The organism is Nostoc sp. (genome assembly GCF_036917395.1).
Taxonomy (GTDB): Bacteria; Cyanobacteriota; Cyanobacteriia; order Cyanobacteriales; family Nostocaceae; genus Nostoc.
This window is the reverse complement of record NZ_JBALDI010000036.1, coordinates 1-16074: the sequence shown is the minus strand read 5'-3', so window position 1 is coordinate 16074 and position 16074 is coordinate 1. Positions and strand designations below refer to the sequence as shown.

The following is a 16074-nucleotide window of genomic DNA, read 5'->3' as shown; positions in this document are numbered from 1 at the left end:
TTAATTTAGGTAAGGATTGACTTCCTTCAAAACTGTTTAGCAGCACAGACAGAACAGACTGCCCAGCGCTGGAGTTCACCGGGTGGGGTAGGAGATTCACACTGGGGACAAAGGGGTAAGCCATGCGATCGCGATCGCATGATCTTACCCCAATGCCCAAAAGCAGCATTTACATCATTGGTGGGTGTAACATTAGGGCAGCTAATCTCATCACCAAGGTAACTGGGATGCTCATGGGGCGAAACCGTTTGTTGCTGTTTTCTCTCCACAGATGGATTCTGCCAGCCAGCAGTAGAGAAGCGAATATCAACCAAAGGCGTTGGCAGCTTTTTATTCAACTTTAAAAGCACAGACGTGCGACCAAAAGTCAGGTTTTGCGCCCAAGCAGCACTAGAAGTTGCTACCCACAAAACATCGCGCTGAATCGACAATGGTCGAGTATGTGCAGCAACCACTGGCCCAACAACTTCTGCCCAATACTTGAGCAGGCGTTGAAATGGTTGCTCCTGCCATTTAGCCTGTTTTTCCAGAACGCCTAAAATATCATTAATTGATTTCAACGACATCATTAAAAGTGTTGTTAGCGATAGCTATGGTTTAGCCCGTGAGGAGTGCTGAGTGAGGCTCCATACCCTATTTCTAAGATAAACTTCCATAAACTATTGTTCACAACAAAGCCTGAAAATCTATCTTTTATAGTCCCCAATGCCCAATGCCCAATCCTCAGTCTATCTATTTAAATAATTTTCGCTACTATTGTCACAAATATATCTCAAATTAATTTCAGCAATCTCCGTTTGAGGCACAGAGGCAATGACTCAAAACCCCCTAAACGATTCCAGTACTCAATCGTCTAAAAAACCTGGGTTGAAACCAGCACTAGCAGCAGCACTAGCGAGTTTAGAAGTGCCGCTAGATCAAGAGTTAGCTCGATATCGACGCACACGAACTGGTTTGGTGTCATCAAACCAGCCCCGTGTTGTAAGTTACATGAGCAGCCAACCCCAGCCGTTGACTGCCATTCCGACAACATCAGGCACAACTGACTCATCAGCAACGCAAATTAAAACCAACGTGCCCCCTGCATCTGTACCCGTGAATCCTCAGGGAACCTCAACGCCAGCTACGGCAAAAATTGACGAACCACCCACATCTTCTCTAGCTGTGAATCCTCAAAAGAACCCAGTGCCTGCTACGGCAAAGACTGAGGAACTAAATAATCTTGATGTGTCCTCCACCTCCGATTCTCCTAAAACACAAACTCAACTTCCACCACCGCCGCCCAACTTTAGTAGCAGCATCGTGCCAGCAGTCGTTAAAAATACCAAGAGCAAAAATCTTTTGCAGCCAGATGACACCCCTAAGCATCCAGATGACTATTTAGAATCTAGTGAAGCACTGCTGCGAAGTCTGACAGAAGAACAACCAGAAACCAAGAAACCAAGCAATTATAGTGACAGTCTGCTATCACCTTTGGGTATCGGCTCGATGTTGCTGCTATTGGTAGCGAGTCTTACCTTGGGTTATGTATTATTCAATCCCAAAAGTTTGTCACAGTGGAATTTAGGCAAGTTGTTTAACGGCAACTCGTCTCCCGCATCAGAAAATACTGAGGAAGTTGGGAGTAATGTTCAACCTCAGATCCAGCCACCAACCACATCTATACCCAAGTATCCCAATCTAGCTGCCCAAGAGTTTCCTGAGGTGAAAGACCCCAATGATGTAGTTGGCTTAAAACCTAAAGTCCAACCAACCTTGGCAGTAGTGCCTAATCCAGTCGTTCCCCAAAACCCCGCAAATCCTCAAGCGGCATTACCTAACCCCAACACAGCCCTAAAACCGACAAATCCAATCGCCTTAGCACCAGTACCGACGCTACAGCCCTTGCCCCTTCGGAATTTACCTCCCACTTCACCGACAAAAACCTCACCCAAGCCAATCGCAACCTCATCAAAGCCGAATGCAGAAATCAAACCAGGAACAGATGGGTTCTATCATGTAGTGATAGATAATAAAGGCGCGGTTTTTGCCTCAGCCCGGCAAGTAGTTCCCGATGCTTATTTATCAGCCAACAAAGAATTGATTTATCTCGGTGCTTTTAAAACTAAAGAGCAAGTACAAAAACAGATGCAATTGTTACAGGCAAAGGGAATTAAGCCACGAGTTCAGCAGCCATGAGTTGCAAAAATCTACGATACCATGAGATAACAGTCCTGAGTCATAAGTGCTGAGTCTTGCGTAAACAGGATACGGGGACACGAGGACATTTTAATTATCTGTGTTGCCGTATCTACCACTTTTGGCATCCTCTTGGTTAAGTCAGGAGTCTTAATACTCAGCACAAAGTTAGTTGGGATGTGGCATCCACATATGCGGTGATCAGTAATTATCAAAGCTCATTACTCAGCACTGAATTTCGTGAATGGAGAGCCGACATGGAATTAATCAAGCGTATCCTGCGGGTGATTCGCGCTAATCTCAATAGTTTGATCGGCAGTGCAGAAGATCCAGAAAAGATTCTGGAGCAAACTGTCCTAGAGATGCAGGAAAATCTGGTGCGGTTGCGGCAGGGTGTAGCACAAGCGATCGCTACCCAGAAACGCACCGAACGACAGGCAGCCGCTGCCAACTCTCAAACAGAAGAATGGTATCGCCGCTCCCAATTGGCCCTGCAACAAGGCAACGAACCCCTAGCACGCGAAGCTTTGACTAAGCGCCAAGCTTATAAAGAAACCACTACAGCCCTCTTTTCCCAGATAGAGCAGCAAAACGATATAGTAGCTAGGCTAAAAAAGGATATGCGATCGCTAGAGTTAAAAATTGCCGAGGCGAAAACTAAAAAAGATATGTATATTGCTCGCGCCCGTTCTGCTGAAGCGTCTTATCGCCTCCAGGAAATGCTTGGCACAGTTTCTGCCACCAGCAGTCTGAATGCCTTTGAGCGCATGGAAGAAAAAGTTTTGCAGATAGAAGCTAAATCAGAAGCAATAGCTCAACTCGGTAGCGACGACTTGGAGACACAATTTACTTCCTTGGAATCTACTAATAATGTGGATGCCGAATTGGCAGCGATGAAGGTACAGGTTTTAAACCAGGCAGAAAACACACAGTACAACAGTCTCCTCACCCACGAGAACCAGAAGATAGGGCAGCCTCCCCAACAGGAGTTACCCAAAACTCAGGACTCTTGAAGTTTGGGTAGTTGCCGCAGGAAATATCTTAACTTCTATCTTGCGCCTGCCCCATATCCCGCCAGAGAATAAATATCTCTAGCTAATAGTGCAAGTCCACGCTTGCTGGACTACAACCCTCACTCAGTCTTCTTTAGAAGAGTTTAGCTATAACCTTAGAATTCATTCCGAGACTGTTGTGGGGACTAGTGCAAGTTCTAAGTTAACAATTAAGAGTTGTTGGGAGGTACCGATCCAAACTGGAAAGATTACATTGAAATAGGTGGCTATTAAAAAGTAAAAAAGCTAACTGTCCAACTAAAAGCGTAAACCACACAAGGAAAAACAAAGTTATGGGATTATTCGATCGGATTAAACGAGTAGTTAGTTCTAACCTCAACGACCTGGTTAACAAAGCCGAAGACCCTGAAAAAATGCTAGAACAAGCCATCCTGGAAATGCAGGAAGACTTGGTTCAGCTGCGTCAGGGAGTAGCCCAGACGATCGCCGCCCAAAAACGCAGCGAAAAACAGTACAGTGATGCCCAAAATGAAATCAATAAGTGGCAACGCAATGCCCAACTGGCGGTGCAAAAAGGTGATGAAAATTTAGCCCGACAAGCTCTAGAGCGCAAGAAGACTTATACTGACACCAGCGCCGCCCTCAAAGCTAGTTTGGATACCCAAAGCACTCAAGTTGAAACCCTCAAGCGCAATTTAATCCAGCTAGAAAGCAAAATTTCTGAGGCTAAGACCAAGAAAGAAATGCTCAGAGCTAGAATCACTACTGCCAAAGCCCAAGAGCAACTCCAAGGCATGGTGCGTGGGATGAATACCAGTAGTGCAATGTCTGCCTTCGAGCGGATGGAAGAAAAAGTCTTGATGCAAGAAGCCCGGGCCCAGGCACAAGGAGAGTTAGCAGGTGCAGATTTAGAAACCCAATTTGCCCAGTTGGAAGGTGGTAGCGATGTTGATGATGAGTTGGCAGCTTTGAAAGCACAAATGTTACCACCCGCTACTCCAGTAAGTCAACCCCAACTGCCACCGCAACAACAAACCACTGCTGCTAAGTCTAATGAGGTAGTTGATGCCGAGTTGGATTCCCTACGCAAGCAATTGGATCAGCTGTAAAATTGGCAGAAAACAAATTTTGAGCCAGTCCCACACCTGTTGGCTGTGGGATTTTACGTCATTAGTCAACCAATTTTGGATTTTGGACTTTCCTGCGGAACGCTACGCGTTAGTGTCTCCAAGAGTTGTTTGGGGCAGGGTATGAACCAAAAAATCTAAAATATAAAATTCGTAGTCAATAGTTAACAGTCCTAATAACTATTGACTACTTTGGGATAAAGTATTGTGTGTGTCAACTTTGATCGCCACCTGATGGAGACTGCAATGAGTAAGGCTGTAATCACCACCATAACTGATGCTGAGTTTGAAACAGAAGTGTTAAAAGCTGAACAGCCTGTATTAGTTTACTTTTGGGCTTCCTGGTGTGGGCCTTGTCAATTGATGCCGCCCGTAATTAACTCAGCTGCTACCAAATATAGCGATCGCCTCAAAATCGTTAAAATGGAAATTGACCCCAACCCAGTCACTGTTAAGCAGTACCAAGTGGAAGGCGTGCCAGCCCTGAGACTATTTCAAGGAGACAAACTATTAGAATCTACTGAGGGAGTCATCAGCAAAGAAAAATTACTTAGCCTCCTAGATACGCACTTAAATAGTAATTAGTCATTAGTGAATATTAAAGTCCACAGTCAAAATACCAAGAGTTTTTCACCCTTGACTCTTGACTCTTGACCTTTATACGACTCTTGAAAGGGCAGATTTGGGGACTTGAGAAAAAAGAAAAAACCCCTTGTCTACTTTCTTTTCAAGAAGAGTGAATTCATTTATGCAGAAAAAGAAAAGTCTTTCATAATACCATTTTTTGTGAGGCTGCGCCAAATTTTCTTTCTTCTTTGTGTCCTTCTCTACGAGACGCTGCGCGAATGCGCCCTTTGCGGTTCGTTCCTCATATAGTTTGGCGCATCTTCATACAGAATTGGTATAAGATTGCTTGCAACGAGGTATAAGGCGTCCTTGTTCAGAGCAACTAGATTTTATCTATGGGGTAACCCCAAAGTCCCCCTATCCTTTTGTCCCAAGAGTCCTCTTGTTGACTCTTGACTCTTGACTAATATGCAATTTGCAAAGCGTTTACAACCCCTGCAATCTAATGTATTTGCTGATATGGACAGAGCCAAGGCAGTCGCTTTGGTAGCTGGACAACAAGTAATTGATTTGTCGTTGGGGTCTTCTGATTTACCAGCCGAGGCGCACGTCATCGAGGCGATCGCCCAATCTCTTCACGATCGCAGTACCCACGGCTATCTGTTGTTTAACGGTACTTTTGGGTTTCGCCAAGCCGCAGCCAACTGGTACGAACAAAAATTTGGTATCAAAGTCGATCCCCAAACTGAGGTACTACCTCTGATTGGTTCTCAAGAAGGCACAGCCCATTTACCCCTAGCTTTACTCAATCCAGGAGATTTTGCCCTGTTGCTCGATCCAGGTTACCCCTCTCATGCCGGGGGAGTCTACCTAGCCAGTGGTCAAATCTACCCAATGCCACTACGGGAAGAAAACGCTTTTTTACCAGTGTTTGCTGATATTCCTGCCCCAGTCTTGGCTCAGTCGCGGATGATGGTATTAAGTTATCCTCACAATCCCACGGCTGCGATCGCTCCAATATCATTCTTCCAAGAAGCTGTCGCCTTTTGTCAACAACACAATCTTGCCTTGGTTCATGATTTCCCCTACGTAGATTTGGTATTTGAGGCGAATGGGCACTGGGAGAAGAATCTTCCCAATCCAAAATCCCTCGTTCCCTCGATTCTGCAAGCTGATCCAGAGAAAAGCGTCTCGATTGAATTTTTCACCCTTTCCAAGTCCTACAATATGGGCGGCTTCCGCATTGGCTACGCCATCGGTAATGCCCAGTTAATTAACGCCTTACGCCAAGTAAAAGCTGCTGTTGATTTTAATCAGTATCGGGGGATTTTGAATGGTGCGATCGCTGCCCTAACTGGCCCTCAAGTTGGGGTAAAATCTGCTATTGCTACTTTCCAGCAGCGCCGTGATGCTTTCATCACTGCTTTACACCGCATTGGCTGGAATGTACCTACTCCTAAAGCCACAATGTACATCTGGGCAAAATTGCCCTCACCTTGGAGTCAAAACTCCATAGAATTTTGTACCCAGCTAGTCAAACAAACTGGTGTAGCCGCTTCCCCAGGTGCTGGTTTTGGCAAATCCGGGGAAGGGTATGTCCGCTTTGCTTTGGTGCATGAGCCAGCTTTGTTAGAAACTGCTGTGGAAAGAATGGCTGAGTTCCTTCATTAAATTTATTTTCAAGCTGAACGCCAAGGATTTTTGGCGGCAAAGTCTACGAATGGAACACGCAGTAGGGGCAGCTAGCTGTGCATTCGTGTCAATTTTACGCGAAAAGGGTGGTTAGAAACCGCACGCCAGTAGCTTCTCACATTGGAAGACGCTCTTGCTAGCAAGATCCCCGTAGGGGCGCAAGTGGGGCATTGCCCGCCCAACGCACTGGCTCGTCTACACGAGGCTTTACCCCAATACAGTTCAGTTAGCGCCAAAAACCTTTAACGACTTGAGCAACTGGCGTGCGAATTCCATTCACCAAGGCTTACAGCAGTTTTCATCTATTTGAACCACATCTGTTGTAGGGGCGCAAGGCCTTGCGCCCCTACCGCGTGGTCTATTTACCTGAAAATAGCTGTAAGTTTACACCCATACAGATATGCGCTCCTGTGAATGACTATATTATACTCAAATCAAAATCTATTTTACGTATTTTTTATAACTATAACTTTTTATATAAATAAGTAATTAAACGTATATAAATCTCAAAATATTCTTCATTTTTTTATTGATAATTAACAGGAACTTTACCCAATCAGGTCTCCGCGTTTATTAAGCTTATTGGTGTCAGCTAAGATACAAAGATACGATGAATACGGAGAAAGCTTTTAAGCAGCCGTATTGCCAAAAAGCCTGTATTCAATACAGCTCAAGCCTAAAAACAGCAGTAGTTTAAAACTTAACTTCCAAACTAACAGAGACTTGAAAACAATGAAGAAGACTTTTCAGAAACTTGTAATTGGTGTCTCAATGGCTATTGGTGTAAGCGCTCTTGCCACTGCTCCAGCACACGCTACATCTTTTAGTTTCAATAACCCAAATGAAATTAAAACTTATACTGGTGGGTTAAATGGCAAGTTTATTGCAAATGATACTATAGCTGCCTCCAAAGCCTTGAGTGATGATAATGTCTCCTCTAACGTGGAGCTTTGGTATAGTACCGAAAACCCAACTTCTAACGTTGGTTTCACCGCCACACAAGGAAACTACAGTGCCACCGTTACCAGTGTCACTGCTAGTGACTGGAATACTTTTGGTTCGCAATGGCTGAGTGATCTGTTGGGTACTTATACTCCATTCAAGTCAGTGTGGAATGGGTTTTCACCAAGTACCCAATCATTAGTAACGAGTTTTTTCCCTTTATTGGGAATAGGAGACCCTAACATTGGCAGCTTCCAATTCGGAGAAAATGGGGGTGTGGAACTGAAATTGGTTGGTCAAGTGGATGTAAGGACCAAACTCTTAGATACAGTTTCTACTAAACTTACCCAAACATTGACATCACTATTTCCAGGAAAAACAATTCTACCAAGCGCTTCAGAAGTTCAAACTCAGATTTCATTACTTCAACTAACGCTGAACTCGCCTCTAACCTCTCTTCCTACGAAGCTAACGCTGCAAGCTCAAATAGATCAACTGACATCATTTAAAGACCTCCTTGGCGTGCAAGCTGCATTAAACGCCTACCAAGGCGGAATCGGAGCTAGTGAAATTGCCAAGGTAGTTAATGGCAATAATACTTACTACGCCTATAGCTTTAACCCCACTGCATCTGAAATTACAGCCTCTGATGACGGCATATCTAGCACTCAATATTACACTTGGCACACACCTGGATACACCGCTCCTCCAAAGAGAGTGCCAGAACCATCAATAATAATTGGTCTGTTGGGTGTTACTGGCGTCTTTGTGATGCAACGCAAATTTAAAAAAGCATCCATTTAAGATTGCAGGTTCAAAACTACAAATAAGTAAGGGAGCTAATAGCTCCCTTTTTTTTATAAATACTTATTTCCAGCTATAAGATGATTTAATCTTCTAGGTTATACTATTTATAAAAATATTTGCAACAAATGAATCGTTTGGAAGGGTCTACATATTTACGCCCCTACTAATATATTTGTAACAGCAATTTCGGAAAATGGTATTGCTTACTCTAACATCCAGATGAAACTTTTTCTAGCAAGGGCAATTAATCTACGTTAGTTTCAGTATTACTTAAGTAGTTTTACTAATACAACTTGGCAACTTCAAGTTTTCAAATTAGTCGTTTATTTAACATTATAAATTATCAAAAAGTAGCCAAAATAAACTTAATATTTTATTATGATTATATTCAAGCATACTATTATTAAGTATTGGAGTGCAGCTAAATCTAATTTATTAATATCTTTGACTAGATTACAGAAGTCAATTTTTTATAGGTTTTACAGTTTAAATACACTCCCGTTCTAGTTTATGGTCATAATTGTTGGCTTTTACTTAAGATAATAGGTAGCAATGACAGTACAATTATTCAATATAGAGCAGCCATTACGGTCACACACACTTAGACGAATTTTGCTAGTTGAAGACCATGATCTCAATAGGATGTTATTGAGTGACTATCTAAGTTATTCTGGGTACAATGTCCAAAGCTTATCAGAAGGCTCTACTTTTTTCTCAACTATAGAGAAGTTTGAGCCAGATTTAATGTTATTAGACTTGAAATTGCCAGATATTGACGGTTATTCGCTTTTAAAACAAGTCCAGCAAAAACCTGATTTGTCAAAAATACCGATTATTGTGGTTTCAGCCTTTGCTTTTAAAGCAGATCAAGAACTAGCTCTGAGTTTGGGCGCATGTCGCTATTTTGTCAAACCTTTAAAACTAAAGGATCTTATACTTACAATTGAAGAAGAGTTGACTTGTCGCCACAGATAAACTTTTCTACTGGATGTGCATTTATTCAGCTTTTTGGTCTGCAATAAACTCTTCAACTCGCTCACTAATATGTTGCACAGAACTGCCAATTTTTAAAATTTTATGTTGTACTTGCGCTAATAACAAAACTGCCGTTTGCAAATCATTGAGCGTTTCAGCCATAGCTTCCTGGTATTGGGCTTCAAAGTCTTGGAGATTCATAGTTCAACTCGTGCCTGAAATTATTGTAATAGCTATATTCCTAATGATATTCGTAAATTTAACTTCCTAAATCCGTTAAATCGCTTAATGTTATAAGTTCAAATGAACCCTAAAAGTATTGTTTTATAATAATTTATTATTTAAATTTTATATAATTGACATTGAAAAATTTAATTATATTTAATAATAAAAATATAAATTTTAGCTAAATTAAGATAATAAAATAATTTTTTTAAACAAATGAATATTTAAATAAGAAATCATTGTTGATTTTAAAATGTTAATTATAGATTCAAAAAGCCAAGTTTTTATTGTGACAGTAGCAGCCGACAGCTAGACAAACTCTCATCGGCTCCAAAGTTCTGATGCTTGCAGCAGGGCGTCTAGTACACTGTGTCCAAAGTTTAACAAGGGATTTTCCCCCTTGTAAAGCCCCAAGTTTTGTTAATTGAGATGGTAGAGACCATACTGTACTAGGTTGGAAACCGAGTCTCAGACTTATCTGTATGCCGCCTAAAAGCCTACCTATTTTATATTTACTTGATAATTACTCTGTTAAATCGGCACGAAAAAATAATTTTTCTTAAAATAGAGAAAGATTACCTAATTTTGGTTGTGGCAATATCTACTCAAATACTACCACTGGTTAAAGAGCCAGAAAGATTGGAAAACCGTCTAGCCGAAATTCCACCGGAACCGGGGGTTTATTTCATGCGGGACAAAAGCGATCGCATTATATATATAGGTAAATCACGTAAGTTGCGATCGCGTGTCCGTTCCTATTTCCAGGATGGCTACAACAAGAGTGAACGCATCGCCACGATGGTCAAGTTGGTGACAGAAATTGAATTCATTGTCACTGATACTGAAGCCGAAGCGCTAGCGCTAGAAGCCAACTTGATCAAGCAGCACCAGCCATACTTTAACGTGCTGCTCAAAGATGATAAAAAATATCCCTATCTCTGCATCACTTGGTCAGAAGATTATCCGCGAATTTTTATTACCCGTAAACGCCAATTCGGCAAAGAAAAGGATAAATTTTACGGACCTTATACTGACGCTGGTTTATTGCGAGAAATTGTCCGCCTATGCAAGCGCATCTTCCCACAGCGACAACGACCTCAACCACTTTTCAAAGACCGTCCTTGCTTGAATTATGATTTAGGGCGTTGTCCGGGTGTGTGTCAACAGATGATGCCACCAGAAGAATATCGCAAAATTGTCCAAAAAATAGCGATGGTCTTTCAAGGGCGAACTCAGGAACTGATTGATATTTTGACTCAACAGATGAACGCAGCATCGGAAAACTTGAATTTTGAGTCAGCAGCACGGATTCGTGACCAAATTTCTGGGTTAAAGTCGCTGACAGCCAATCAAAAAGTTTCCTTACCAGATGATACAGTTTCACGGGATGCGATCGCACTGGCAGCCAACGAAGAATACGCCTGTATTCAACTATTCCAGATTCGCGCTGGGCAATTAGTAGGACGCTTGGCTTTTGTGGCGGATGCTCACGCAGAACCGGGAGCTATTTTGCAACGAGCTTTAGAGGAACATTACCAAACTGCTGACTCAGTGGAAATACCCATAGAGATTTTGGTGCAGCATGATTTACCAGATAACGAGATATTGGCGGATGTCTTAACTCAACGCAAGGGGAAAAAAGTGACGATTTTGACTCCTTTGCGGCAAACTAAGGCAGAATTAATTGAAATGGTAGAGCGAAATGCCCAGTATGAATTGCAAAGAATGCAGAAATTTGGCGATCGCAATCACCAAGCAATGCAAGATTTAGCCGCTATTGTCGATTTACCAGATGTACCTCACCGCATCGAAGGTTATGACATTTCTCACATTCAAGGGTCAAATGCTGTAGCTTCGCAAGTCGTGTTTATCGACGGATTAGCCGCCAAACAGCATTATCGCCACTACAAAATTAAAAATCCCACGGTGACGGCGGGACATTCAGATGATTTTGCTAGTCTTGCTGAAGTTATTCAACGGCGGTTTCGCAAATATGGCGACGATCCGCAGTTGTCACGTTTGGGTAATCCAGATTGGCCTGATTTAATCATGATCGATGGTGGTAAAGGTCAGTTATCATCAGTTGTTGCTGTTTTGCAAGAGATGAATTTATTAGAAGACTTGCGAGTTGTTAGTTTGGCGAAGCAGCGAGAAGAGATTTTTTTACCGGGAGAATCTAAACCCTTGACAACTGATGCAGAACAACCAGGGGTGCAGTTGTTGCGGCGGTTGCGAGATGAAGCGCATCGGTTTGCAGTCAGTTTCCATCGTCAGCAGCGCAGTGATAAATTGAAGCGATCGCGTTTAGATGAAATTCCTGGCTTAGGACATCATCGACAAAAGCAGCTACTAGGGCATTTTCGCTCAGTTGATTATATTCGGCAAGCAACAACCCCACAACTCGCTGAGGTTCCAGGAATTGGGCCGCGTTTAGCTCAAGAAATTTACGATTATTTTCATCCCACTTGAGGAGAGTAGCAGAGCGGGCGCGTAAATCTAGCTACCATCTCAATTAACAAAACTTGAGGCAAAATCCCCTTGTCGATTACCCATATTTTTGTAACAGTCAAAGTATGGTGTTCACTCGATACCCGTCGGCTGATAGCCGAAGTCCACTCAATGCAATATTAGCCTTGGAATAGAATTTTAAGGCTAATATTGCAATGAAGCCTTTATCGTCGAATGTGGGTAACGATAAGAGCTTAAGACAAGGGGCAAAATCTCCTTGTTAAAGGTACGCAAACTGACGCCACAGTATAGTAGTTCCACTCTCACAGATGATTCAGTTAAGGTTGTCTGCGAGAATTTAAGCTGTGTAGAAACGGTAAATTTACAATCTCTCATAAGTGAGATAGTTTTGATGAAATTATCTCACCAAAACTTAATCTCATAAATCTTGGCAGCAAATATTAACTAAATCTTAAGATAAAAATTTTGTTACTAAATATACAGTATTTTCTTGATTTTAATTTTTGAATACAAGAACGGCTTTTTTTGTATTCGTCTGAAATGACTATAAAGAAGGCTTTCTCAAAGGATTCGTCATAGGGATCAGTAAATCACTAAGCAGGATTTAATTAAAAAACAAATTATGTATCTAAAGTAGGAGGGTAATATCACTTAAAGTTTGGGATAATATACAGAGATATCGAAAATTTTTTCAAACTTGAAATTTTGTTTAAAATAATCAGCCAATATTAAAGTCGTTTGTTAAGTTGGGTCAAACCAAGATTTTTGCTACTTTAACTGGCAGTTTTCTCAAATAAAAAATAGTTACAACCAGGGGTTTTAAAATGCAGACAGTACAAAAGATTTACTGCCCAAATTGTGGCTGCCAAGCAGAACGTTATTATATTTATGATAGTCAAATAACTCGCACACAATGCCCTAGTTGTGACTACTTGATGATTACTTGTACTCGCACTGGCAAAGTCATTGAGGCTTATGCGCCAGGAATTTATGCACATCGCTAGATAATAAAAATTAAAAATTGGAGAATGTTTTCTCTAATTTTTAATAATAAAATTACTTATTAGAAATTTTGAGCACTTCACAGCTTATTCTTCTGTTGTCTGAATTGTTGCTGTAGTCTCTGTTCTTGTAATCTAAATTGCTGTTGTCTAATTTGTTGATCTTGTCTAAGTTGTTGCTGTTGTATTCTCAGTTGTTGCTGTTGTGTAAAATCTTGCTGTTGTAGTCTTGTTTCTTCCTGTTGTAGTCTTAATTGTTGTTGGCGTATCAGTCCTTGCTGTTGTCGGGTAAAATCTTGCTGTTGTATTATCTGTTGTTGTTGTTGTTGTCGTGGATCTTGAAGGTTTTGCCGTAGCCATGTTTCCTTAAATTGCTGTTGTGTTTGCTGATTTCGCTGCTCATGTTGTTGTGTCATTCTTTCTTGAAAAGACTCGGTTTGTTGAGGATTCGTCTGAATTACTTGTGCAGATGCAGTAGAATTCATCGATAAAGCTTTTGCAAGCACAATCAAGAGTAGCCATGCTTTAACCATTAATAAGCGATTCAACATCCAGTTATTTCCTCAATTGTTATAGGTTGGGTTGAGCGATCGCTAAACCCTTAAAATGGCAAAATAATTCATAATTACCCTATACATAAATGCAGGAGCTTGAAATAGCTAACTAAAGCTAATGCCTTATTCATCGTTATGGGCTTGCGCGATTTCTTTGGCGTCTCCAGTCCATAACGTTCTCTAAATATCAGTGCATTGAGAATAGCTTCCTAAATCAAGGTTATATCCAGTGCATTATTTTGATTTTGCATAAAAATATCCTTTTTTAGATATTCATCTTAATTAAATTATACATTTAAATTTTTTACATGGTTTGCCGGATATCCGTAATCCACCTACCTAAGGTGGGTAAGTTAAAAAAAGGATTTCAGGCGGTTTTACACCATAGATAAACAGAGATAATTTCTCAGGTTCACGACTAGCCTTTTCAAGGTGGGTAAAATTTTTGGACAAGAATTTTTCTGATCTCTGTGTTCTCTGCGTCTGGAGTGGTTCTATAAATTACTTTTTAACCGCAGAGGCACAGAGAACACAGAGAGTAAAGTAGAGATTTTATGACTCACCTTGAAAGGGCTAGTCCTAATTCATTCATAAAATTGACTGCAAAAAATTTAATTTTTACTTGCTCTGAGTTGTCCACAAGCAGCATCGGCTTCTAAACCACGGGAATAACGGACTGTAACAGCAATATTTTGCTGCTTAAGGACGTTGACAAATGCTTGAATGCGATCGCGGTTGGGGCGTTTGTAGTCTACTTCTTGAATAGGGTTATAGGGTATCAAATTCACATGACTTTGGAATCCTCGCAGGCGTTTGGCCAGTTGTAATGCATGTTCTGGTAAATCGTTGACACCAGCAAGGAGAACATATTCAAAGGTAACGCGGCGTCCAGTGATTTCTACATATTCTCGACATTCAGCCAGCAAATCTTCTAGAGGATAGGCGCGGGCGCTGGGGATGAGTTTTTCTCGCAGTGCTTGGTTGGGTGCGTGGAGACTAACAGCCAGAGTAATTTGCAAATTGTTTTGCGCGAACTGACGGATGCGATCGCGAATACCAACAGTTGAAACTGTAAGCGATCGCTGTCCAATACCAACATCTTGATTCAGGGATTTCAGCGCTGCTAGGACATTCTCAGTATTCAACAACGGTTCACCCAGTCCCATAAACACCACATTGCTAACCCGTTGCTGAAAATCTTCTTGCACAGTCAATACCTGATCGACAATTTCGTGGCGTGCTAGGTTTCGTTTGTAGCCTCCCTTACCAGTAGCGCAAAAATCACATGCCATTGGGCAACCCACCTGAGTAGAGACGCAAACTGTCAGACGGGCTTTTGGGCCTTCTCCCCTTTCTCCCAAGGTGGGGATGCCAACAGTTTCAATAATTTGATCGTCTGTTAATCGTAAAAGATATTTGACTGTGCCATCGGGTGCGACGGAGCGGTAATGTAAAGTTGAGCGCCCAATCGGGATTTCTGCAACTTCTTTGCGCCATTGCTTGGAGAAGACAGAAATATCAGATAGCGATCGCGCCCCTTTGTCATAGATCCATTCATGCAGTTGCTTTCCTCTGTAAGCAGGTTGTCCCTGCTGCTGCACCCAAGTGCTTAACTCTGCAAGAGAAGCACCTAGAAGGGGAGGGATTAATTCTGATTTTTCTGGGTTTTGTAAGTCAACCTGAGATACAAGAGGCGTAGCAGACATAAAAAAATCACGAATTGATGTAGGATCTCTATCCTACACCTGCCAGATCAAGTTAATCTTGACCAAAAAAGACGGGGAATTAACCAAAGGTTGTGCCGTTCCAGCCCCACATTGCCCCCTTGGCGTCTGCAAACTCGATGTAAATGCGATTTTTAGGCACATTTAGAGTTTGGTTAATCTGCTGGCAAAAGTCCTGACTCATTGCTGCGGTTTGGTCTGGCTTCATCGTGCCAATGCTCTTAATTTCAATATAACAAACCGGGTCTGTATTCCCTGCAAAGGTCATGGGGATTCCCGGTTCAAAAGCAGTCATTACATAGGATTCTGGTTTTCCCAAATGTTTCGCTAACTTGGCTGATAGATTTAAAAGCATTGACTCAATTTCAGCTTTTTGAGGAGCAGATGCAGAAGTTTGCACTTTAATTAATGGCATAGTACCGAATTGGAAATTTTGATTTTATTCACATTGTTAAGTTTATCGAAACGTAGAAGTACAGAGTATAAAGATTAGGGAGATGGGGAGTGGGAAAGCAGGGGGATGAAGGAGAGTTAGAAGTTGAGGGACTTCCAAATAAAAAATATTCCAAAACTGACGCAAAAATCCTCTTTATTTCTCTTCTCTGTGTTCTCTGCGTCTCTGTGGTTCGTTTATTTGGATAATTTATTTCTTGGAAATCCCTGAAGCATTGGTTCAAAGACTCGTTCATCCACCTCAAAGACTCATTCATCCACCTCAAAGACTCGTTCATCCACCTCAAAGACTCGTTCATCCACCTCAAAGACTCGTTCATCCACCTCAAAGACTCGTTCATCCACCT

At 41.7% G+C, this 16074-nt stretch carries 14 protein-coding genes; 9 read left to right on the top strand and 5 right to left on the bottom strand.

Annotated features, from left to right (window positions below; genetic code table 11):
- Positions 1-26: 26 nt before the first annotated feature.
- Positions 27-566, bottom strand: coding sequence for a DUF721 domain-containing protein (locus V7K46_RS13110; protein WP_335113784.1), 540 nt, complete (start codon positions 564-566; stop codon positions 27-29).
- Between the two features lie 247 nt (positions 567-813).
- Here V7K46_RS13110 and V7K46_RS13105 point away from each other — a divergent pair, with 247 nt between their 5' ends.
- The 7 genes from V7K46_RS13105 (at position 814) to V7K46_RS13075 (ending at position 9301) form a co-directional block, all read left to right on the top strand.
- Positions 814-2178: a hypothetical protein gene (locus V7K46_RS13105; RefSeq protein WP_335113703.1), complete on the top strand. Its 1365-nt coding sequence runs from the start codon at positions 814-816 to the stop codon at positions 2176-2178.
- A 257-nt stretch (positions 2179-2435) separates the two neighbouring features.
- Positions 2436-3191 carry a PspA/IM30 family protein gene (locus tag V7K46_RS13100; protein ID WP_335113782.1) on the top strand — a complete coding sequence of 252 codons (756 nt, stop codon included), beginning with the start codon at positions 2436-2438 and terminating at the stop codon, positions 3189-3191.
- A 332-nt stretch (positions 3192-3523) separates the two neighbouring features.
- On the top strand, positions 3524-4300 hold the full coding sequence (locus tag V7K46_RS13095; RefSeq protein ID WP_335113701.1) for a PspA/IM30 family protein: 777 nt from the start codon (positions 3524-3526) through the stop codon (positions 4298-4300).
- Between the two features lie 264 nt (positions 4301-4564).
- The gene (locus V7K46_RS13090) at positions 4565-4903 is read left to right on the top strand and encodes a thioredoxin family protein (RefSeq protein WP_335113699.1); all 339 of its coding nucleotides are present in this window, start codon (positions 4565-4567) and stop codon (positions 4901-4903) included.
- 450 nt (positions 4904-5353) lie between these two features.
- Entirely contained in the window at positions 5354-6556 is a 1203-nt protein-coding gene (locus V7K46_RS13085; RefSeq protein ID WP_335113697.1) for an LL-diaminopimelate aminotransferase, read from the top strand.
- A gap of 753 nt (positions 6557-7309) precedes the next feature.
- Complete coding sequence (locus V7K46_RS13080) at positions 7310-8323, top strand: NF038130 family PEP-CTERM protein (protein WP_335113695.1); 1014 nt, start codon at positions 7310-7312, stop codon at positions 8321-8323.
- A 555-nt stretch (positions 8324-8878) separates the two neighbouring features.
- Positions 8879-9301, top strand: coding sequence for a response regulator (locus tag V7K46_RS13075; protein WP_335113693.1), 423 nt, complete (start codon positions 8879-8881; stop codon positions 9299-9301).
- Between the two features lie 21 nt (positions 9302-9322).
- On the opposite strand, the gene V7K46_RS13070 is transcribed toward V7K46_RS13075, so the two are convergent.
- A complete protein-coding gene (locus V7K46_RS13070) occupies positions 9323-9502 on the bottom strand; it encodes a hypothetical protein (protein ID WP_335113691.1) in 180 nt (59 codons plus the stop codon).
- Between the two features lie 615 nt (positions 9503-10117).
- Between V7K46_RS13070 and uvrC the strand changes: the two genes are divergently transcribed.
- Entirely contained in the window at positions 10118-11995 is a 1878-nt protein-coding gene (uvrC, locus tag V7K46_RS13065) for an excinuclease ABC subunit UvrC (RefSeq protein ID WP_335113689.1), read from the top strand.
- Between the two features lie 824 nt (positions 11996-12819).
- Complete coding sequence (locus tag V7K46_RS13060; protein ID WP_334797557.1) at positions 12820-12999, top strand: replication restart DNA helicase PriA; 180 nt, start codon at positions 12820-12822, stop codon at positions 12997-12999.
- A 77-nt stretch (positions 13000-13076) separates the two neighbouring features.
- Here the strand turns inward: V7K46_RS13060 and V7K46_RS13055 are convergent, their stop codons facing one another.
- From V7K46_RS13055 to V7K46_RS13045, 3 genes are all read right to left on the bottom strand, one after another.
- Entirely contained in the window at positions 13077-13547 is a 471-nt protein-coding gene (locus tag V7K46_RS13055) for a hypothetical protein (protein ID WP_335113687.1), read from the bottom strand.
- A gap of 614 nt (positions 13548-14161) precedes the next feature.
- A complete protein-coding gene (gene rlmN / locus V7K46_RS13050; RefSeq protein ID WP_335113685.1) occupies positions 14162-15256 on the bottom strand; it encodes a 23S rRNA (adenine(2503)-C(2))-methyltransferase RlmN in 1095 nt (364 codons plus the stop codon).
- 79 nt (positions 15257-15335) lie between these two features.
- Positions 15336-15689, bottom strand: coding sequence for a phenylpyruvate tautomerase MIF-related protein (locus tag V7K46_RS13045; protein ID WP_335028098.1), 354 nt, complete (start codon positions 15687-15689; stop codon positions 15336-15338).
- Between the last annotated feature and the right edge of the window lie 385 nt (positions 15690-16074).